Here is a 21,506-nt window from a genome sequence, read left to right on the forward strand (position 1 = left end):
CCTACCGCTATATCGAGCCGATCACCATGGTCGGCCTGTTCTTCCTCGCCGTCTCAATCCCGGCCGTCATCCTCTCAATATGGCTGGAAAGAAAGTTCGCTATGAACCCAAATCGGTTGTGAAAAACAGGGACAAGTTATCTCTTACGAGCGCTTCCTGCCATGGAAGCGCTTTTTTTATGTCTGCTTGCCAGCGTCAATTCATGCGCCAAAGACCGACAGATACGTACAGCAGGACCGTTCAAGACGCTTAACAGGATCGAAGACCAGGAGCCGAGCTGAAAGAAAAATAATGCAAGGCAGCGTTTTCTTCAGGAGTTTCTTTGGGTGCGTTGAAGAGAGTGCAAAATGGTAGCGATTCTGTTTTGGGCGAGATATTGCAATTGCAATAAGAGTCGGGCTCCTTGCTGCGAGACAACCACATATTAGCTGAAGCGCGCCTTCCCCTGCCCTCTCCTCTTTACGACTGTTTCAGGGTCGATTAGTCCAAGCGGTGGTCATTTGTGAAATTTGCAGCTCTCATCGAGGCCGAATGCAGGTTATTCGGCAGGAAACCTCGATTGTCTCGCATCGATGACCAATATTGCAATTGCAATATCGAGGTCGAAATAGAGTGTCTTCAGCGGCGTAAACACAGCGTGCCCCTTCCCCTTGTGAAACCTATTCCTGGCCTCGTAGCAGGCATAAACTCCTCGGAGCAAGACGTCACACACATCTGAATTGCCGGACTCCGTTTCGAAATGCAGAGCCAGAAACTACATTTCTTGCAGGTCGCGGGTCTCGGGAAATCGCTCGATGGTTTGCCACTTCCCACCTTCTGTTCGTTCCTCGTCGCCCTCCCCTCGGCAAGAATATCTGAAGAAGTCTTCCGGCTGGCACCGGTAGTGTCGTCTTCACCATGTCAGTGAAGCAAATGCCTGCATCAGAGGTATTGGAAAACAGGGGTTTGAATTCGGCTCGCGCAGCAAGAAACGTTTTGACCGAATGGGGAAGGGTTGAAGAACAGGCCTCATACTCGACCCTCTGAGGCAAGCAAATGTTTGACGGGCTTGATGGGTCTGGTCTCAACTTGAAAACGGGTAGGGGAGGGGTGCGATTTTCGACTTGTCGGCCAGGTAACCAAGACACGCGTGATCTGGTGTCTTGCCCGTTTCGGGATGTTTTGAGCGGGCAACGAAGGGCTCGAATTGCGCAGGTCCGAGTATTCACTCTCCGGGAATTTGGTCACTACATTCGGAACGTCGTTGGCAGTCCGAATGAGACACTCAAGGTCAAGTGAGTTGGAAGTTCTCAAGCGGTGAGGGCAGTTCAGGTTGTTGGCTGGCTCAGCTGGATTGCGGGTTGGTTTCGACGTACTTGCAGATGTCAAGCATGACCCAAATGTTGAGATAAGGGATTTCAACCGCGATTCCGAGGTTGGATCGTGACATTACTCGTTGATTGCCGAGGCAGGCGCAGCGGGGCGGCGGCCGTATCCGGGTTCGAGTGTTCTTGTTGGAACTGATCAGATCTGTAACCATTGAGGCGACGGGAGGCCTGGATTATCAGCTGTCTCAATCGAAAACTCAGGTCCCAGTCCCGATTGGTTATCCAATGAACTTGATCTGTCGGGCCGAGTGAGCAAGCCTTTGAGAACATGCGACATGCTTCAGTTGCCAAGACATAAGCGCCTTGACGACCGTGCTACTGGGTAGCATATTTCATGGAAAGGAGCGTTTCATGAGCGTCAAGTCGTCCATATCACTGACCGAACAGCAAGACGCATTTGCGCGTTCGCTCGTTGAATCAGGTCAGTATTCGAGCCTCAGCTCCGTTTTGCAGCAGGGATTGGAGCTGTTGCGCCAGAAGACCGAGCTGGAGTCCCTGGAAACACAGGCATTGCGGCACCTACTCGGGCAGCGGCTGGACGGACCTACGGTACCTGCTGCGGAAATGGAAAATCGAGTGGAGGCCATGATTGAGCAAAAGCGGCGTGCCTTCAATGTGGACACTTGAGTATTCGGCAGCCGCTGAACGCGACTTTGAGCTGATTTTCGACCATCTCTTCACCTCCTACACCGACCTGGGCGACGACACGGAGGCAGCGTTCGAGCGCGTGGTCAGTCGGATTCGAACCATCCGGTCTTCCATTGATGGACTGTGCAATACACCCTTTATTGGAACGTTGCGCCCCGATATTCTGCCGGAACTGCGGTTTGTTCGTCGGGAACAGGCTGCCGTCTGGTTTGTCTCTGACGAAAAGCGTCAGAAGGTCATCGTGGCAGCGATTTTCTTCGGCTCACAGGATCACATTCGCCATATGTTGACGCGATTGCTGACCGAGTAGAGAAGGTCCTCGCAGCATTACCAATTCGCTGAAGATGGCGAAGCCATAACAGGAAAATTTCCTGGACATATCACCCGAGAAGACGCGCCGATCGGCTCCGATTACGCCCGGCATCGTTATAATAGGAGGAAGCCTGGGCAAACGACCTGTGGCGGGATTGCTGCATGGCATCCTGGATCGGAACCTTCTGGTTGGCTGCTTCCGTCAGAAAGCCGGACCGCAAGCCGTGGGCAGAAAAGTCTTTTGGTTCAAGCCCTGCAATTGCGCATCTCTTTTTCAAGATCGCATTGACCGATTGTGGTGTAAGACCTCGTTGCTTGACATTGCCCCATTGGTCGATCGCTCTGAAAATCGGTCCTTCGACAATTTTCGCCGCATCAAGCCACGCTTTTAGGGCATCCACGGACCGGCCAATGAGGAGAACCATATTGTCGTCCTCCGCAGCAGACTCGGTTTTGGTGCGTCCGAGCCGAATGCTGGCACATGGCAACAAGGGACTGTCCGGGCGTTCCGGATCCGCGGGTACCGGGTCTTCGAAAGAAATCTGCGGCAAGCGTAGTCTGGCCAGCTCCGAGCGGCGGCGCCCGCCGGATGAAAAACCGGCCAGAAGCAGGGCCTTGTCACGCAGGTCGACAAGGCTGGGTGCAGATGCCGCAGAGCCGTCGCAGGTTTTCAGCAAAAGCTCCAGAAAATCGGCGGTGAGTGCCTTGCGGCTTTTTCGTTTCCTGGGGCGGTCTGCGACCCGAATGGCAAGACGCAAGGCTGAGCGAACATCCGCGTGCTTGAAGTTGCCCGAAAGGCCACGCCAGCGATGCAGCGTTGACCAGGAGGCAAGCCGTCTTTGAACGGTGGATGGTGCGTGCGGCTGCAGGGTGCCGTCCGACTTACGGGTTCGCAACAGGCCTTCATCCTCCAGAACATCTGCAACGTCTTTCGGCATGCCATGAGCAGTATCGTTTTGGCGTCGGTCGGGATCCCACAAGTGGTGGGCTATAAACTTGAGGATCAAGGGGGTTGGGGCCGGCCAGAGCAGACTTTCTCCCATCGCAGCCATACACCAGGCTTCCAGATAGGAAAGATCCGAGGTGAGGGCGCGCAGTGAATTTTCGCCCATTCCTTCCTTGGCCAGATGCCGCAATGTTTCGATGTCATCATCTGTGAGCAGACGGGCCAGTTGTCCGGATCGCTCATTGGACGCAAGAGCTGGCAATATTGCAGCGAGCGTATCAAGTTTCTCCAGCTTCTCATCTTGGATTTCTGAAGGCAGGGGGCGCCAAACGGGTGTTTTCTGCATGTTCGTGCGGTCTCTCGGACGAGCCAATGTGTTGAAACTCTAGCAAAATCTGCGCGAAACGTCTAGCTATCGATAATAGTTAGTTATCGATAGTTAAAAATGTGTTTTGACGTGTATCCAAGTAATGATAATTATATATACGATAGCTATCATAAACGAAAGAAAAGCAGGATAAAACAATCGCTTATGATGTAAGTAAACAGATTTCAAAGCTTGACTGGTCTCGACTCGCCTTGCCAATGGACGCAGCTGGTCGCGAGCTGACCCGAGCAGATGAACGACTGAAGCGTTCTTCGGAACTTGCTGACGGCATTAGAGCGCGAGGGCACATTCTAGACGCGTGTGCCGGTATGTGGCTGGACGGCGACCTGGTTCATCTTGAGGACCTCGTCCTGCACGATGCAGGGGCTGATGTTCGCGCACCGACCCACGAGTTGACGCTTGCCGCCCGTTTGCTGCGCCTGAGGAGAACCGTCGAACGACAGGACTTCGATTGGGTTTTCAGTCGAGCTGGACTTCTTGCTCTTGCGGGAAGGGGAGGGCAGGCGCGCGCAGGTAGTGACGAAACTTCATTCTTCTCAGAAGCGGCAGATGCAACGCTTGACGATGAGGACGAAGTCTCCTCCTTCGAAGACGATTTGCTGGCAGAAATTGATGCGATTGCCGATCGCGCGCAAAAACTGGCGGACAGCGCCGCGAGCGCGGCCGGTCGTTTGGAAGGCCACCGTTTGGACAGTGGCAATGCGAGCAAATTGGAAGATTTGCTCGGGGATCCCGATCATGACGAAACGCAGCTCCTGAACAGCTGGCATCGGGTCGTCGAGGACACCCGCGCTCTGCCACCCGTCCTTGGCGCTGCCCTGATCCTTGACGCCTGGCTGGTGCTCGAGCCGCTCGAAAGACGCTCCGAACTCGGGCGCTTGATTGCCGCGGCAGCTTTGCGACGCTCCGTGACGCCCAACCATCTTCCGCTCGTTGCCGTCGGACTTCGTCAATCAAAATTCCGCTGGCGCCGATCCGATCCGGTTCAAACGCGCCTGTCGATGCTTCTCACCGGCTTCGAAGTTGGAGCCCAGGAAACGATGGAGCAGATGAACCGCTTGCACTTTGCCCGAGAGCACATGTTGCGTCAGTGCCAGAATTGCAGGCGCAACTCCAAACTTCCGCAACTGGTCGACCTGTTCATTGCGCATCCGTTTGTGTCGATTCCGCTTGCACGCAAGAAGCTGAAAGTCACCGCCGCGGCTGTTGATCGGATGCTTGAACAGCTTGGGTCCGCGCTCCCCCGCGAGCTCACGGGTCGCGGACGTTATCGCGCCTGGGGAGTGCTGTGAGGTCAATCCCGGCGAATGCAATCTGAAGTTTGGAGGCTGGAAAATTTTGAGCAGCTATCGGGGACAGTGCTATTGCGTCGTGTCCCGAATTTTCGGTGCGGGAGAGACCTTTTGTCAGGTGAGCGAAAAAGTGGCGCTTCCAGGCGCCCTTGCTTGACAGGCCGAAGAAGCTCTTCCTAGGGTAACGGGCTTGGGAGGAAGGATGAGCTTTTCGTTGCCACCCGTTCCGTTGGAGACATTCGATCAGGATCACTGGCGGTCCCGATTAACCGATATCTGCGGTCATTTTCAGACCAGGACCGACAGGAAGAATCTTACCGGTCGTGCCGATCTGTTTCAGAAGGGCACTGTCGATTTTGCCCTTGTCGGTCACAATGCCAACGAGATCACTCGCTCAACGCGCGAAATCAGCCGCGATGGTGAAGCCTATTATTTCCTGATCATTCAACTCGCCGGCATCGCGGAACTCGAACAGGGGTCGACACGCGCCGTTCTGAAACGGCAAGGAGACATGACGCTGATAGATTCAACGCGTCCTTGTACCTTCCGCACCGACCCGACACTCGGGTCGGATCAACTGTCGATCCACATTCCGCGTCACTTGCTTCACGATTGTGGTTACCTGACTTCGTTTGACTGTGCGCAACGTCTGGCATCTGAGGACGAAGAGAGCAAGCTGTTGAACCAGCATCTGCGGGTGCTTTTAAAGTCCGCGGACGGCAGTCGTTCCCAGCACCATCTGTCAAACGCCTTTCTGGAGTTGGTACGCGCTGTCTTCGTTGAAGACGGTGCAGACAACTACACTGTCCAATCCAGTCGACGGATGCAGCATCTGATTGCCGTCATCCACGATCACGCTTTGGAGGAAGATTTCTCCGTATCGCGGCTTGCGGAGATTACCGGGCTCTCGAAGAGCGGTATTTTCAGAACTTTCCGCGCCTATGATCTGAGCTGCAACGACATGATCAAGCGGGTGCGGATAAGCCGTTTCAAGCGCGAGTTGGAGAACCGTATTCATTACAAGCAGGACTACCGGATTGCCGAGCTCGCATTCGAGTGCGGGTTCAAGGACATCTCCACTTTCAACCGGACGTTCCGAACTGAAATCGGCATGGCGCCCCGCGCCTATACCGAACACCTGACCAGAGTACGACAGTCGTTCTGATTGAGATCAAGCTGCGTCTGACACGATTTACCTAGTTTTTGAAAGCGTTCGCAAAGACGATGGCCGCCGGAGCGCGCTAGCATGCGGCGATTGGACCGGGCTGCGGACGCATTCAGAGCAGCTCCGGTATCCGACATTTTTCCAGCCAGGCGCGTTGTCACGAAGGAAGATGCGCCGGGCTACCGCTTCGCTGGGAGAACTGGAGCGGAAAATGCACTGCCGGGTGTCCGATACAGATCGGACGTCTTGCTCAAGAGGGAGGAAAGTTATGACCATTCGCAGGACGTTGTTGGGGTCCTTATGCGCTGTTGCACTGTCGAGTACAGCAATGGCGGATCCGCATCCACTCGACGGCTTGACCGCCGATGAAATCGGCTCCGTCATGGCAATATTGAAGGCTGAGGGAAAGGCGAACGAAGATACGCTTTATCCGTTGATCGAACTTCTGGAACCGCACAAGGACGAGGTTCTGGCACGCGGCGACGGCCGTGCGATCGACCGTCAAGCGACGGTTCACTATTTCGATGGCGAGAGCTTTCACAAGGCAATCGTCAACGTCTCCCAGAACAAGGTGGAAAGCGCGGAACCGCTTGCCGGTCAACCGATGGTGATGTTTGCCGAATTCATAACGGCGATGGAGGTTGCGCTTGGAGACGAGCGCATGCTCGCAGGTCTTGAGAAACGAGGCCTGACACCGGACGACGTATTCTGCCTTCCGCTTACCGCGGGCAATTTCTTCACTGAAGACGAGCAGGGCAAACGTCTGATGAAAGTGCCATGCTACGTCAACCCGACCGGCTCCAACTTTTATGCCAAGCCGATCGAAGGTCTGTTTGCGATCGTGGAGCTGAAATCGAAGCAGGTGGTCGACGTGGTCGATGAGGACGTGATCCCTTTGCCGGAGGATCCCTGGGGTTATACGGAAGAAGAAATTGCCGGGCGTGTCGACCTGCGACCGGAAGCGAGCCCTGCCCATATCAGCCAGGAAGGCGGGCCGAATTTTACCATCGACGGCAGCGAGATCACCTGGGACATCTGGAAAATGCGCTACCGTACCGATAAGCGCCCCGGTCTCATCCTGTCGGACATCCGCGCCAATGACGGCGGCAACTGGCGTTCGGTTCTGTATCAGGCCAATCTGTCGGAAGTGTTCGTTCCCTACATGGATCCGAGCGAGGGCTGGTACTGGCGCACCTATATGGACAGCGGCGAGTACGGTTTCGGGCTTTTCCTGACACCACTGCGCAAGGGCATCGACTGTCCAGCCAACGCCACTTTCCTGCCGGCGATGATCCATGACGACAGCGGCAATCCGCTCCAGATCCCTGATGCGATCTGCGTCTTCGAACGTAATATAGGCGATCCGGCCTGGCGTCACTTTGAGGTCTTCGCGCAAGGAGAAAACCAGTTCACACCTGCAGAAGGACGGCCTGAAACGGAACTCGTGGTGCGCACCGCATCGGAGGTCGGAAACTACGACTATCTGATCGACTACCGGTTCAAGCAGAATGGCGAGATTTACATCAAGGTCGGTGCCAGCGGCCTGGACGCCGTCAAGGGCGTGGCATCCCGGTCTCTGTCTGACGCAACGGCCGGGGAAGACACCAAATATGGTTCCCTGATCGCTCCCAATCTGGTGGCACCGTTCCACGACCATTATTTCAACTTCCGTCTCGACTTCGACATCGACGGACCGCGGAACACGATGATGGTGCAGGAAATCGTTGCCGGAGAGGTTCCCGAAAACAGTCCGCGCCGGTCGGTCTGGACAGTCAAAAACACTCCGGTAAAGAGCGAGATGGAAGGACGCTTCAGACTGAGCTCCATGAAGCCGAAGGCCTTCCACATCATGAATACCAACGAGGATGGTTACCTCGGTTACAAACCTGGCTACATGCTGCATCACGGCAGCGTTGCCTATGGACCGTTCGATTTCGACAACGACCCGCCCATGGCGCGCAACCGGTACATCGAGTACAGCGTCTGGAACACCGCTTATGATCCTCGAGAGCGGTACGCTGGTGGTGAACTTGCGTTCGGAAGCGATGGCTCCGATGGTCTGGCAAAATGGGTTGAAGCCGATCGCGACCTGAGGAACAAGGATATCGTCACCTGGTTCACCGCAGGATTCCACCATGTGCCACGCATGGAGGACTGGCCGGTCATGTCAACCGAGTGGAAGACCGTTCACATCCAACCGATGAACTTCTTCCCGCACAATCCGGCATTGACCATCCGGATGCCGAAAGAAACCAACTGACCGAAATGCTACCTGTTGACGGCAAATCAACAGGTAGCGGCTGATGCCGGAAAACTGGATCTGGCCTGTCCTGACACTTTTTCGGCACCACGCTGTTGAAGATGCGATTAGCGAAACCGAGACGGTCAATGTTGAGCTCGTCGCCTCGGCCCGGTCGTTCGATCGGGCCGAGGTGCGCAGCGTTTCATGCCTGTTCATGGAGTGTTCGGTCCGGGTGTCGCCCTGGAGGACGCGAAGGCCGCTACTTAGCTTATGACCGTGTGCCCCGCCGCATGTACGCGGCCGTTACCTTTTTCGTCGTCTCGATATGCTGCTTCAGCAACTCAACGGCTTCTTCGGTTTTGCCTGCTTCGCAAGCTGCAAGAATATTCTGGTGCTCCTGATGAGGGCGCTCCAGACCCGAGGCTTCTGACACAAGCATGTTCGTGAACGGACCGAGACGGGCACGAACATCCGCAATCATTTGCAACAGGGATGGATTGTCGCACGGCTCGTAGAGGGTCTGGTGAAAAGCGATGTTGTGCTCGCTCCAGCTCTTTGAGTCCGACTGCGCGGAATAATCGTCTAAAACGTCTTTTGCCCTGGCAAAATCCGACGGGATCATGTTCGGAACACTGAGTTCCAGTGCTTTGCACTCAAGCGCGATACGGATATCCATGAGGTTGAGCACTTCATTGCTGGACATCTCCCTGACAGTCGCCCCCTTGTTCTTGCGAAACAGGACAAAGCCGTCGATTTCCAGTTTGAGCAAGGCCTCACGCACCGGAATCTTGCTGACGCCAAAGCGCTTGGCGATTTCCTCCTGGCGCAAGGCCTCGCCAGGAAGCAGCACACTTGTCACGATCTCGTCTTTGAGAGTCTCGTAGATGGGGATGGCTGTCGATTTTGCTTCGGACATATCGCTCATGGTTCTGCTTAACACGGATTCTGACTTGCTTTCCAACATCGACAAGGGTGAGTTGCCGTTAATCCCGTACAACCATGACTGAGCAGTCGGCGTGACGCACCACCCTAGCCGCGTTGGGCCCAAGCAGATAGTCTCGCGCCTCGGGATGGTGCGAGGCCATCACGATGAGGTCTGCGGCAAGCTTTTCTGCCGTCTCGATGATCTGGTCGTAGATGGCACCATGGGTGACGATGTGCTGAACTCTCATGCCTGACAGGTCGTGCGCCTCGGTGAATGTGTGCAACCTTTGGCGGGCCGCTTCCGTAGCCTTGGTCTGAAACCCTTCGGGAAAGAAGGTTGAGGCAAACGAAGCGAGCGGTGGCACGACGTTCAGAAAGTGCAGAGTTGCATCGTGACGAGTGGCCAGATCGAGTGCGGCTTCAACAACCTTCTCGTTTACATTCGTTGCATCAAGGTCAATGGGGATGAGGATGTGTTCATACATAGGACGCTACCTCCTTTTTTCGGCGGCGGGCCAATTGTGCGAGAACAATCAGAACAAGTGCCCCGTAGGCAGGTATATAGAACAGTTCTTCGGGCATGCGGGTGTTTGGCCGGTTCAACTCCAGCACCTTCCAGTCAAAGTCGACGCCCCATTTCTGGGCCGGACTGTTGAAGTCGACACTGTCGACATATACGTCGCGCCCCTCGAACCGCATCGTCATGCCGGTCGCTGACTGCAATCGGTCTTCACCCGTCTCGCCTGCAGGACCCAGAGGGATGGCAATCTTCCGCCGGATCATGTCGCCGGAGAAGTTCTCACCCTCCATGAGCATCTGGATCTGGGCGTTGTCTTCGGCGTTGCCGACGGTTTCATGAATTGCGTCCGGCGGGACTGACGAGAACGGTGACTGCACAAGATCGAGCCAGAAGGCGGGACGCAGAAGTGAAAGGGCAATAACGAGCATGAGGGCGCTTTCGATCCTGTAACTGCGCACGAACATGAAGCCCTGCGTTGCCGCCGCGAAGACGCACATTGCAATTGTCGATGACACGATAATCAGCGCGGCGCTCCACCAGCTCTCAACACCGATCAGAAGCATCTCGGGATTGAAAACGAAAATGAACGGCAGGATGGCTGTCCGAAGGCTGTAATAAAAGGCCTGAATGCAGGTCTTCATCGGATCCGATCGCGCGACCGCCGCGCCGGCGAAGCTGTCGACGGCGACGGGCGGCGTCGTGCCCGACATCAGGCCGAAATAGAAAACGAACAGATGAACCGCGAAGAGGGGGATGATCAATCCGTTTTGCGCAGCGAGCGTTACAAGAGGCTGGGCCATGACGCTTGCAACGACGATGTAGTTGGCCGTTGTCGGTAGCCCCATTCCCAGAACGACGCACATGATCGCGGTAAACAGAAGCATGATCATCACGTTGCCACCGGAAACGGCATTGATGATCTCCGTCATCAGAAGACCGAGACCTGTAAGCGATACCACACCGACGATGATCCCGGCAGCTGCCATGGCAACAGCAATGCCGACCATGTTGCGCGAACCTGCAATGAAGCCCTGGATAAGATCGGAAAATCCGGCCTTGAGGGTCGACGGATAGCTCACCGGATTGGCAGCCCTGAAATAGGCCATGAGTGGCTTCTGGGTGAGGATGATAAAGACCATGACCAGAATGGCCCAGGATACCGACAGTCCCGGAGACAGCCGCTGAACCATCAGGCACCAGACAAGCACTCCGATGGGCAGTACGAAGTGAAGGCCCGCCATCAGTGTAGGCTTCAGCTCCGGGATTTCGATCAGCGGCGCGTTGGGATCATCGATCTCCAGTTCGGGATAACGCGCGGCTATCCTGAGGAGCCAAAGATAGAGCCCGGCCATGAGGAGACCGGCTAGGGGTGTGGCCAGCGAGCCGGTCGCGGTCTGGAGGCCTGTCGCGACCGCGAAAACAACACCGCTGATCAGCGCGACGGCACCAAACCCGAAAAGGAAACTCCAGACCTTCGCCAGCAGCGACGATTCCCGCACCTTTGCCAGCACCGGCATGTTCGCTTTCACCGCTTCCAGGTGAACGATGTAAAAAAGGCCGATATAGCTGACGATTGCGGGCACGAACGCATGCAGCACGACTTCAAAGTAACTGATGCCCACAAACTCGGTCATGAGGAAAGCCGCAGCTCCCATCACCGGGGGCATGATCTGGCCGTTGATGGATGAGGAAACCTCGATTGCACCGGCCTTTTCACCGGAAAAGCCAATCCGTTTCATTAGCGGAATTGTGAAGGTTCCGGTTGTGACGACGTTGGCGATGGCCGATCCGGAGATCAGTCCGGTCAGCCCGGAAGAGACAACGGCGGCTTTTGCCGGGCCTCCTCGCAAGTGACCCAGCATCGAAAAGGACAGCTTGATGAAGAAGTTGCCTGCTCCCCCTTTGTCCAGCAGCGCGCCGAACAGGACGAACAGGAAAATGAAGCTGTTGGAGACACCAAGTGGTAGGCCGAATACGCCTTCCGTCGTCAGCCACATGTGATCGACATAACGGTTCAGGCTGAAGCCTCGATGCGAGATCAGGTCCGGCAAGGTCGGTCCGAGAAACACATAGGCGGAAAACAGAACCGCGATAACGACAAGCGACAGGCCCAAAACGCGGCGGGTGATTTCAAGCACCAGGGTGATGCCGACCATCGACACAATTGTCTCGGCCAGGGTGCGCTGACCGCCTGCATTGTTCACCACGTCGCGATAGAACACGACGATGTAAAGCGCGCAGGCTGCGGCCACCAAGCCGAGGACCCAGTCGTAGCGCGGAATGTAATTTCTGGGGGATCGGACAAAAGCTGGAAAAGTCAGGAAGCCGAGCAGGAGCGCAAACGCCAGGTGAATGGCCCTTTGCTGGCTGTCGTCGATCAGTCCTATCCCGGTCACAAACGGCAGGGGCGAGGCCATGTAGAGCTGATAGAGCGGCCAGCACAGGGCGACGGCGAAGATGATCCGTTTCGACAGCCCGGACGGATTTCGCGCTCCGGTGTCGTTTTCGGCAATCAGGTCGTCGAGTTCTTCCCGGTGAGTTTTGTCGGTCACGGTCCCCTCCCGTTTTGGCGGGCGCGCCGAATGAACACGCCCGCTGAATTTTCAAGCGGTTACTTGATGAGACCGACTTCGCGGAAATAGCGCTCGGCACCCGGATGGAACGGCACGGACCGTCCGTTGACGACGGCGCCGTCACGGCTGACTGCCACGTAAAGCGTTGATTGCGCCTTGAAGTCTTCGAAATTGTCGAAGACGGATTTCACCATGTTGTAGATGACTTCCTCGTCCGCGTCGGCAGAAGCAACCAGTGTCGCAGGAAGACCCCAGGTGACCCGTTCTTCATCCTGTCCGCGGTAGGTTCCGGCCGGAATGACCGACTTACCATAGTAGGGAATTTCAGCGATCATCGCGTCGATCGTGTCGTCGTTCCAGTTGAGGACATTGGCATCGCAGGTGTTGGTCGCCTCCGTGATGGAAGATGCGGTCACACCGGTCGTATAGAAGAAGGCGTCGATCTTGCCGTCGCAAAGTGCCTGTGCCTGTTCACGGGAGGTAAGGCGGGTGGCCTGACCGAAAAACGCCTCCGGATCAGTGCCGTAGCGAGACAGGGCAAATGTCATCGTTGCCTCGGTTCCGGAACCCGCATTGCCGATATTGACGGTTTTGCCTTTCAGTCCGGAAAAGTCCGAGACGTTCTGGTCCGCCCTGGCAACGAGGTGTGCCGTGTCGAGGTGAAGCGAGAACAGGAAACGAAGGTTTTCGTTCGCGCCGTTTTCCTCGAATTTCGAAGAGCCGTTATATGCATGGTAGAGCCAGTCGGCCTGTGCGATGGCAACGTCCATCTCGCCTGCCTGGATGGAGCGCAGGTTGGCAACCGACCCACCGGTTGATTCAACGGTGCAGCGAATGTTGTGCCCCTGGGCCTTCCGGCTTTTGTTCAGAACATTGCAGATAAACCCGCCGGTCGGGTAGTAACCGCCACCAATTCCCGCCGTTCCGATGTTTACGAACTTGCGATCTTGCGCGGATGCTCCGCCGGCAATCGCAACGGTAATGGCCGCCGCGGCGGCAAATCTTGATAAATTGTACATCCCTTTTCCCTCGTTCAGATGAGAACACTTGAGTTCGAACGCGTGTGACCGCGTTTTTGATTTCTGTTTCCGGAAACCATCGAATTGCCGCTCGCGAGCCCGTTTCAGAGGGGCAGAAAGCGTGCTGAACATGATTTCGAATTCAATTCTTGATTATCGTATACAATTTTGTCAAGAATGAATAATAAATGACATTGAACCGACCTTCCGCAAGTCTCAAAGAACTGCGTTGGAACCTTGTCGGTGGACAGGCCGAGGCCCGGAGTTATCAAAGGTCCGGAGCCAAGGGCAAAAGAGAGGAAAACGGCACATGAAATGCGATGTCGCGATCATTGGGGGCGGGATCATGGGATCCGCAGCCGCCTATTTCCTTGGTCGAAGCGGCAAGGCAGGTGAAGTGGTGGTCATCGAACCGGACCCTTCCTATCAATTCGCAACCACTCCGCAGGGAGCCGGTGGCGTCAGGCAGCAGTTCAGCGTCGCTGAAAACATCCAGATGTCCTGTTTCAGCCTGGATTTTTACAAGGGTTTTGCTGACGAAGTCGGAGATGTGCCCGACCTTCCGGATTTGGGCTTTACCAGCCAGGGCTATCTGTTTGTGGTAACCCGGGATGGCGAGGAAATACTCCGGCGGAACCAGGAACTTCAGGCTTCCTTCGGGGTGAAAGCCGAGCTGATCGACTATCCGGAAGTGCGGCGCAGGTTCCCGTCTATCGAACGCGACAACATCGTGCTTGGCTGTCACACGCCCGATGATGGCTGGATCGATCCGAATGCAGGTCTATGGGGCTTCCGCCGTGCAGCGGAGCATCTTGGCGCCACCTACATTAAGGCGCGCGTGACCGGCATGACGTCCGACGAACATGGTGTGAGATCTCTCACGCTCAGTGACGGTCAAACCGTGGAAGCGGACTTTTTCATCAACACGGCAGGTCCCTGGGTTGCCGATATCGCAAAGATGTCGGGGGGCGATCTGCCGGTCGTGCCGATGTGCCGTGTGCAGCACTATTGGAAATGTGCAAATGATGTGGAGCCGTTACCGTTGGTCAAGGACGAAAGCGGCATGTTCTTCCGTCCGGAAGGCGAAGGTTTTGTTGGCGGGCGTCCGAGCTTCGAGATCGAGCCGGGATTTGTCGACGACATCGGTCGTGGCTACTTTGCCAATTATTTCGAGGAAACGATCTGGCCGATGATGGCCGCCCTCGTGCCGAAATTTGAAGAAATACGCCTTGAGAGCAGCTGGGCTGGTCACTACGCGCAAAATACGCTCGACGGAAACATGATTATCGGGCGCTATTCTCCAGGACACGACAACATCGTAACTGCGTGCGGGTTTTCCGGACACGGAATCATGCATGCCCCCGCGGTCGGCCGCGCGCTGTCGGAGCTCGCTCTTGCCGGCAGGTATGAAACCCTGGATTTGTCACGATTGGAAATCGGTCGCGTTCACCGGAACGAGCCGCTTGCCGAAATTGGAATCAAGTAAATGAGCGATCGAACCTTCGAAGTGGCCATTATCGGCGCAGGCATTATCGGTATTTCCACCGCGTACTATCTTGCGAAGAATCACGGTGTTTCCAACATCGTGCTGATCGATCGGGACCAGCCGATGGCCTTCACGTCGGCGCAATCGGGAGAAAATTACCGCAATTGGTGGCCGCATCCGGCGATGGTGAATTTCACCAATCGCGGCATAGACCTGATCGAAGAGATTGCGAGGGCCGGCAACAACAGCATCAACATGACCCGGCGTGGATATTCTCTCGTCACCAGATCGGACAATATCGATGACCTTCTCGGCGAGTTGCATAAAGGTCTCGGCGAAAGCGCCAGGGACCTGTTGCGCTTTCACGATGACCGGAATGCATCGGCTTACAAACCCGCATCAAGGCCGGGCTGGGAGGAAGCACCTGAAGGCGTTGACATTCTCAGCGGTCGGTCGCTGATCAGCCGGTATTTCCCGTCCTATTCCGAAGAGGCCCGGAACATCATCCATATCCGCCGGGGAGGTGACATCAGCGGGCAGCAATTGGGAATGTTCATGCTGGATTTCCTAAAGGAAAAAGGCGCAGTGCGGTTGGGCGGCTCCGTTGAGGACATCGAGAAAAGCGACGGTTTCAGGATCCGGATAAGCACGGCAGACGGAAAAAAGACCGTTCAGGCGGAGAAAATCGTAAATGCCGCCGGTCCTTTTGTCGGCAGGATTGCGGCAATGCTCGGTATCGATCTTCCGATCTACAACACCTTTCAGCAGAAGATCGCCTTTGAAGACCGGGCGAAGGCCATTCCCCGGAATATGCCCTTCACCATCGATCTGGATGCCCAGCATATCAATTGGTCGGACGAGGAGCGCGCCATGTTGCTGGAAGACCCGGACTTCAGCTGGCTCGCGAAGGAAATGCCGGGGGCAATCCATTGCAGGCCGGACGGTGGCGACAACGGTACCTGGATCAAGCTCGGCTGGGCTTTCAATGAAAAAATCGCCGAGGCCACCTGGGAGCCCCCGCTTGATGACAATTTCCCGGACATCGTTCTGCGTGGAGCCTCACGCCTGAATCCGTCACTCAAGACTTATCTCGGACAACTGCCCCGCCACATGCACCACTATGGTGGCTGGTACACGATGACGGATGAGAACTGGCCGCTGGTCGGTCCGATGGGTGTCGACGGAGCCTTCATGAACTGCGCCTATTCGGGCTTCGGTACCATGGCGGCAACGGTTGGTGGTGAGTTGGGCGCTGCCTGGGTCGCAGGTGCGGCTCTTCCGGATTATGCAGAGAATTTCTCGCTGCTTCGCCGCAACAATGCAAAGCTGATGAAAAGCCTGCTGGAAGGTGCAAAAGGAGTTCTTTGAACAAGGTGCGGCTACTCCGGTTCAGGTCAATTCTGTGCCGGGTCGGCCAGCTCGTAGTGCCGGGCAACTTTGAGCAACGACTTTTCAAGAAAGGCATGGGCGCTGGAGAACTCTTCTCCGCTGCGGGCCAGGAGCGCGATATCCCTGTTTGCGGCTCCCATGGCGATGGGTTTGATCGCCACGCCGTCGCGGTAAACGGCCTGTTGTCTGGCATAAAGGTCGGGAAGAATGGCGACGCCAATTCCGGAGGCGGCCATAAGCAGCACGGAATCTAGCGTCGTTCCTTCGTATTCATCAGACACCACGCCGCCGCATTCCGCCGCCAATGCGAAGGCAATCCTTGAGAGGCGGTGGCTTTGATCAAGGGTCAGAAACAGGCGCCCTTCCAGGTCGGATGCAGACACTTCGCCGGCGATTTCTGCAAGTGGATCGTCTGTGGCGACACCGATCCATAACCGCTCATTGAACAGCCTTCGCTGCATCGTGTTGGCGTGATCCTCAGGCGTCGAAATGATGAGATCGAACAACCCCGATTTCAATCCGATTTCCAGGTCATGAGTGTTCTGGTCTCGCACGACCACACGGAGCCCGGGGTGTTCCCGGTGAAGGTCCCTGACGACCGGCGGCAAAAGGAACGGACCGATAGATGGCAGCACTCCCAGTCGTAATCGACCGGAGAATGGAACATCCGACATCATGGCGCCACGCAGATCCTGAACCTGGCCGATGATCTGCTGGGCACGCCGCACAAATTCTTCACCCTTCGCGGTGGTCAGGACACCACTGCGTCCACGCTCAAACAGACGTATGCCAAGCTCCGCTTCCACTGTGGACACCTGAGCCGAAAGGCTGGGCTGGCTGACATTGAGGGCGTCGGCCGCCAGACTGAAGCGGCCGAGGCGATGGATGGTTACCACGTATTCGAGCTGGCGCAGGGTTGGACGCATATCTATAGTTTGTAACTAAGTAAAAGGTAGAAACATAGTATTGGAACTATCTTGTTTGACAAGGCATGTCCGCTCGACATCACAGAACGAGACACGCCATGCCATCCATCATCGATTCCCTGTCCAGCAATCTGCTCGTCCCGACAATTCTCTTTTTCGCTCTCGGACTGCTGGCCGCGTTTGCCAGGAGCGATCTGTCTATTCCGGCCGGCGCGGCAAAGTTCATGTCGCTCTATCTTCTCCTGTCCATCGGGTTCAAGGGCGGCGCCAGCCTGGCGGCGCACGGCCCGGACCTCGGGTTGTTTCTGGCTCTTGCTGCAGGCGTGTTCCTTTCCTTCGCGATCCCGTTCGCAGCGTTCCTGCTGCTGCAGATCATGACCCGCCTGGATCGGATGAATGCGGCGGCGGTGGCAGGGCATTACGGCTCGATCTCAATCGTGACTTTCGTCACCGCAACAAGCCTGCTTGAACTGACGGGTCTCTACTACGACGGTTACATGGTCGCGGTCGCAGCTGCGATGGAAGTACCTGCCATCCTGTCGGCTCTGTGGCTCGTGCACAAAGGAGGCGGTCACAGAACGAGTTCACCCGGTCTGTGGCGCGATCTGCTGGCAAACGGATCAATCGTTCTCTTGACGGGCAGCTTCGCTATCGGTGCAGTGACCGGTGGCCAGGGGATGGACATGATAGCTCCGTTCATCGTCACCCCCTTTACCGGCGTTTTGTGCCTGTTCCTGCTGGATATGGGACTGTCTGCAGGCCGAAGCCTGCTGACCAACCGGCACATGCTGTCCTGTGGGCTGTTCGCATTCGGAGCCATCATGCCTCTGGTCGGGGCGGCGATGGCTTGGGTGATGGGAACGCTGATCGGACTACCAGATGGCAGCCTGTTCCTTCTGATGGTGCTGGCAGCTTCGGCCTCCTACATTGCAGTGCCCGCAGCTATGAAAATCGCCCTGCCGGAGGCCGAGTCGGGCGTTTATCTGACCCTTTCGCTGGGTGTTTCGTTTCCCTTCAACATAACAGTCGGATTGCCGATCTACTTATGGCTTGCAACCATGTAGAAGCTGGCCCGTCGACGGTCCCAACATCCTTTTGGCGTTGATCTCGACCCTTCCGTCAGGTGTCATTTCGGGAGTCTGAATGTGGGTTCTCAAAACTCCTGTGCCGGCTTGGGCGCCGGTTTCTTGCGCCGCAGGCCGGCGATCCGTTCGCTGACGGACTGAAAGGCCGCATAGAGAACCGGGATCATCAAAAGACCCAGTGTGCTGTCGATGATCATGCCGACAAAAACCGGAAAGCCGATGGAAACCCGCCCGGCAGCACCGGCGCCGCTTGCCAGGACAAGTGGCAGAACACCAAGGATGAAGCAAAGCCCGGTCATTGTGACCGGCCGGAATCGCATATGAGCCGCCTTGATCGCGGCTTCCTGAATGCTGTGTCCCTCCTCGCGGAAAGTTTTCGCGAATTCGACCACCATGATGGCCTTCTTGGCTGCCAGGCCGATCAGAAGCACCATGCCGATCTGGGCGTAAATGTCGTTGTTCAGTCCTGGAACGAGTTGAAGCGGAATAAACGCTCCGAATACGGCGAACACGGTGGACGCCATGACCGACAGGGGCAGAACCCAGCTTTCATACTGGGCGACCATGAACAGATAGGCGAACACCACCGCCAGGATCAGAATGTAGGTGACAAGGCCGCCTGCCTCGACTTCCTGCAAGGTTACACCCGTCCAGTCATAGCCATAACCTTTGGGGAGGGTGGTCTGCGCGACATCGATGAATTTCTTGATGGCAGTGCCGGTGCTCACTCCGGTATCCAGCTGGGCGTTGACGGAAGCGGACGTGAAAATGTTGTATCGATAAAGGGTCTGGGCCCCGAGCGTCGGCTCGGCGGTAATGAAGGTTCGAAGAGGCAACGCCTCGCCGTCGGCATTCTTGACGTAAATGCCTCTCACCCGGCTGGTGGTCTGCCGGAACTCCGCATCGGCGGACATCACGACCCAGTAAACGCGTCCGTCCTTGACGAAGTTGTTCACGTAAAGAGATCCGAAACTGGCCTGAAGCGCGGTGAAAATGTCGCTGACTTTCACCCTCAGGGTTTCCGCCCGGTCCCGGTCGATTGTCAGATGATACTGTGGTGCACTTGCCGAAAAGCTGCTGAAGGCGGACTGGAACTCGGGCTCCTTCAACAGTGCCGACAAAAACGCTGACTTGACGGCGTTGAAATCCTCGATATTGCCCGACTTGAAATCCAGCAATTCGGCCGACAAGCCACCGCTGGATCCAAGACCCTTGATGACCGGAAGCGGGAACACGAAGGAAGTTGCCTCCGGAACAGCGGCGAGGGACTCGTTCAGCGACATCATGATCGCCTGCCACTGGGTGTCCGGGGTCGTGCGCTTGTCCCACGGGTCCAGCAACAGGATGAGCAGTCCGACGCTGGACTTGTTGCCGGCAATGATACTGAAGCCCGCCACGGAAGTGACCGATGCGATCCCTTTGTGCTTTTCTACTTCGGCGCCGATTTCCTGGATTGCCTTTTGTGTTCGCTGAAGGGATGCGCCATCGGGCAGTTCAACGCTCACAAACAGAACGCCGTTATCTTCCTGCGGGATGAAACCCGTCGGCGTTGTCCGGAAGAGGTAAACCGTCGCCACGACCACCGCCAGAAACAGGAGCAGCGATACGGGCATCATCTTCAGCAAGAGCCGAACCGCCGCAACATAGGCATCGCGAAGCCGGTCGATCAGGGAGGGGATCAGGCGAAGAAAACTTTTTGGATGGCCGGTTTTGCGCGACAGGAACATGGAGCAGAGCACCGGGCCGAGCGTCAGCGCATTCACGGCTGAAAGGGCAAAGGCGAAGGTGATGGTGAGCGCAAACTGGAGATATATTTTGCCCGTAATTCCGGGAAAGAAACAAACGGGAATGAACACAGCGGCCAGAACAAATGTCGTCGCAATGATGGGCCTTGTGACCTGCGACATGGCCTTGAGCGTTGCCTCCCGTGGATCAAGGCCTTCTTCCTCCATGATCCGTTCGGTGTTTTCGATGATGACGATCGCGTCGTCAACGACAAGAGTGATCGCGAGAACAATCGCGAACAGGGTGATCATGTTGGCGCTGAAACCGATGAAATAGATCAGCGCCATGGTTCCCAGAAGCGAGACCGGAATGGCAATTGCCGGGATCAGTGTGGCGCGGAAGCTCAGAAGGAACAGAAAGGTAACCGAGATCACCAGCACGGTCGTGATGGCAAGGGTAATGGCAATCTCTTCGATCGACTTGCGAACTGCAGTCGTCACGTCATAGGCAAGTACGTATTCCATGTCATCCGGGAATTGCTGGGAAAGCTCTTCCAGCTGTGCCTGGACCGCATCGGCAACGTCGAGCGCATTGGCGCCGCTTTCTTCGAAAATTCCCATGATCGCGGAGGGCTGACCGTTGTAATAGGCCGTTGCCGCATAACTCTCCGAACCGAGTTGAACCCGCGCAATGTCCTTCAGGCGAACGAACGAGCCGTCTTCCTGTGCCTTGAGAATGATGTTCTCGAACTGATCGGCGGTTTCCAGAAGGCCGTCCGCTTCCAGTGTGTACTGGAAGGCGGTTTGCCCATCGCCGAATGGCGGGGCTCCGATCTGTCCTGCTGCGGCCTCCACATTTTGGGCTTCGATGGCATCGGAAACGTCAGAGGCCGACAGGTTCAGCGCAGCCATCTTTTCCGGGTTCAGCCAGACCCGCATGCTGTAGTTCAACGGTCCGAACTGATCCACCAGTCCGACACCGCTGATCCGGCTCAAGGAGTCCTGCAGGAAGTCTGCGGCATAGTTGCTGAGGTAAAGTTGGCTGTAAGTCTTGTTCGGCGACAGAAGGTTGACCACCTGCAACAGGTTGCTGTTTTGCTTGGAGGTTGAAATGCCCTGTTGCGTGACGGCTTCCGGCAGGAGGGGTGTTGCCAGAGCAACCCGGTTCTGAACGTCAACGGCCGCAATGTCGGGATCGGTTCCGATCGCAAATGTCACCGTCAACTGGTAGGTGCCTTCGCTTGAAGACGATGATGACATGTAGATCATGCCGTCTACGCCATTTACCTGTTCTTCGATCGGGGTTGCGACAGCATTCTGGATCAGAGCGGCATTTGCCCCCGGATAGGTCGCTGTCACCTGGATCTGTGGCGGCGCAATTTCCGGAAATTCGGCGATCGGGACAAAGCGGATGGCAATGGCACCGACGAGGACCGTCAGGATCGCAATCACCAGAGCGAAATTCGGGCGATCGATGAAGAACTTTGAAATCATGCCACG

15 protein-coding genes are annotated in these 21,506 nt (G+C 56.2%); 8 read left to right on the forward strand and 7 right to left on the reverse strand.

Going from position 1 to position 21,506, the window contains the following annotated elements; translation table 11 throughout:
- The first annotated feature begins 1,718 nt into the window (after positions 1-1,718).
- Together ABLQ08_RS29545 and ABLQ08_RS29550 are read left to right on the forward strand one after the other, a co-directional pair.
- A complete protein-coding gene (locus ABLQ08_RS29545; protein WP_352950047.1) occupies positions 1,719-1,994 on the forward strand; it encodes a ribbon-helix-helix domain-containing protein in 276 nt (91 codons plus the stop codon).
- On the forward strand, positions 1,981-2,325 hold the full coding sequence (locus ABLQ08_RS29550) for a type II toxin-antitoxin system RelE/ParE family toxin (RefSeq protein ID WP_352950291.1): 345 nt from the start codon (positions 1,981-1,983) through the stop codon (positions 2,323-2,325). Before ABLQ08_RS29545 ends, ABLQ08_RS29550 begins: the two co-directional genes overlap by 14 nt.
- 70 nt (positions 2,326-2,395) lie before the next feature.
- On the opposite strand, the gene ABLQ08_RS29555 is transcribed toward ABLQ08_RS29550, so the two are convergent.
- Complete coding sequence (locus ABLQ08_RS29555; protein WP_352950049.1) at positions 2,396-3,619, reverse strand: tyrosine-type recombinase/integrase; 1,224 nt, start codon at positions 3,617-3,619, stop codon at positions 2,396-2,398.
- Between the two features lie 203 nt (positions 3,620-3,822).
- Here ABLQ08_RS29555 and ABLQ08_RS29560 point away from each other — a divergent pair, with 203 nt between their 5' ends.
- The 3 genes from ABLQ08_RS29560 to ABLQ08_RS29570 all read left to right on the forward strand — a co-directional run bounded on the left by ABLQ08_RS29560 (position 3,823) and on the right by ABLQ08_RS29570 (position 8,378).
- Entirely contained in the window at positions 3,823-4,953 is a 1,131-nt protein-coding gene (locus ABLQ08_RS29560; RefSeq protein WP_352950293.1) for an RHE_PE00001 family protein, read from the forward strand.
- 202 nt (positions 4,954-5,155) lie between these two features.
- Positions 5,156-6,118 (forward strand): helix-turn-helix domain-containing protein, encoded by a 963-nt coding sequence (locus ABLQ08_RS29565; RefSeq protein WP_352950051.1) that lies wholly within the window; start codon positions 5,156-5,158, stop codon positions 6,116-6,118.
- 268 nt (positions 6,119-6,386) lie between these two features.
- Positions 6,387-8,378: a tyramine oxidase gene (locus ABLQ08_RS29570; protein ID WP_352950053.1), complete on the forward strand. Its 1,992-nt coding sequence runs from the start codon at positions 6,387-6,389 to the stop codon at positions 8,376-8,378.
- 250 nt (positions 8,379-8,628) lie between these two features.
- Here ABLQ08_RS29570 and ABLQ08_RS29575 read toward each other — a convergent pair whose 3' ends face one another.
- Genes ABLQ08_RS29575 through ABLQ08_RS29590 form a run of 4 tightly spaced genes read right to left on the reverse strand, consistent with a single transcriptional unit; the run spans position 8,629 to position 13,396 of the window.
- Positions 8,629-9,285: a GntR family transcriptional regulator gene (locus ABLQ08_RS29575; protein ID WP_352950055.1), complete on the reverse strand. Its 657-nt coding sequence runs from the start codon at positions 9,283-9,285 to the stop codon at positions 8,629-8,631.
- A 58-nt stretch (positions 9,286-9,343) separates the two neighbouring features.
- Positions 9,344-9,769, reverse strand: a complete 426-nt coding sequence (locus tag ABLQ08_RS29580; protein WP_352950057.1) for a universal stress protein — start codon at positions 9,767-9,769, stop codon at positions 9,344-9,346.
- Positions 9,762-12,356, reverse strand: coding sequence for a TRAP transporter permease (locus ABLQ08_RS29585; RefSeq protein ID WP_352950059.1), 2,595 nt, complete (start codon positions 12,354-12,356; stop codon positions 9,762-9,764). Before ABLQ08_RS29585 ends, ABLQ08_RS29580 begins: the two co-directional genes overlap by 8 nt.
- A 59-nt stretch (positions 12,357-12,415) precedes the next feature.
- The gene (locus tag ABLQ08_RS29590; RefSeq protein ID WP_352950061.1) at positions 12,416-13,396 is read right to left on the reverse strand and encodes a TAXI family TRAP transporter solute-binding subunit; all 981 of its coding nucleotides are present in this window, start codon (positions 13,394-13,396) and stop codon (positions 12,416-12,418) included.
- Positions 13,397-13,706: 310 nt separating this feature from the next.
- Here ABLQ08_RS29590 and ABLQ08_RS29595 point away from each other — a divergent pair, with 310 nt between their 5' ends.
- Both ABLQ08_RS29595 and ABLQ08_RS29600 read left to right on the forward strand, forming a co-directional pair.
- Complete coding sequence (locus ABLQ08_RS29595) at positions 13,707-14,882, forward strand: NAD(P)/FAD-dependent oxidoreductase (RefSeq protein WP_352950063.1); 1,176 nt, start codon at positions 13,707-13,709, stop codon at positions 14,880-14,882.
- Positions 14,883-16,250, forward strand: a complete 1,368-nt coding sequence (locus ABLQ08_RS29600; protein WP_352950065.1) for an NAD(P)/FAD-dependent oxidoreductase — start codon at positions 14,883-14,885, stop codon at positions 16,248-16,250.
- A gap of 26 nt (positions 16,251-16,276) precedes the next feature.
- Here ABLQ08_RS29600 and ABLQ08_RS29605 read toward each other — a convergent pair whose 3' ends face one another.
- Complete coding sequence (locus tag ABLQ08_RS29605; RefSeq protein ID WP_352950067.1) at positions 16,277-17,197, reverse strand: LysR family transcriptional regulator; 921 nt, start codon at positions 17,195-17,197, stop codon at positions 16,277-16,279.
- Between the two features lie 98 nt (positions 17,198-17,295).
- Here ABLQ08_RS29605 and ABLQ08_RS29610 point away from each other — a divergent pair, with 98 nt between their 5' ends.
- Positions 17,296-18,261, forward strand: a complete 966-nt coding sequence (locus tag ABLQ08_RS29610) for a sodium-dependent bicarbonate transport family permease (RefSeq protein WP_352950068.1) — start codon at positions 17,296-17,298, stop codon at positions 18,259-18,261.
- Positions 18,262-18,350: 89 nt separating this feature from the next.
- On the opposite strand, the gene ABLQ08_RS29615 is transcribed toward ABLQ08_RS29610, so the two are convergent.
- Positions 18,351-21,500, reverse strand: coding sequence for an efflux RND transporter permease subunit (locus ABLQ08_RS29615; protein WP_352950070.1), 3,150 nt, complete (start codon positions 21,498-21,500; stop codon positions 18,351-18,353).
- Between the last annotated feature and the right edge of the window lie 6 nt (positions 21,501-21,506).

It is taken from the genome of Roseibium sp. SCP14 (assembly GCF_040329475.1).
GTDB lineage: Bacteria > Pseudomonadota > Alphaproteobacteria > Rhizobiales > Stappiaceae > Roseibium.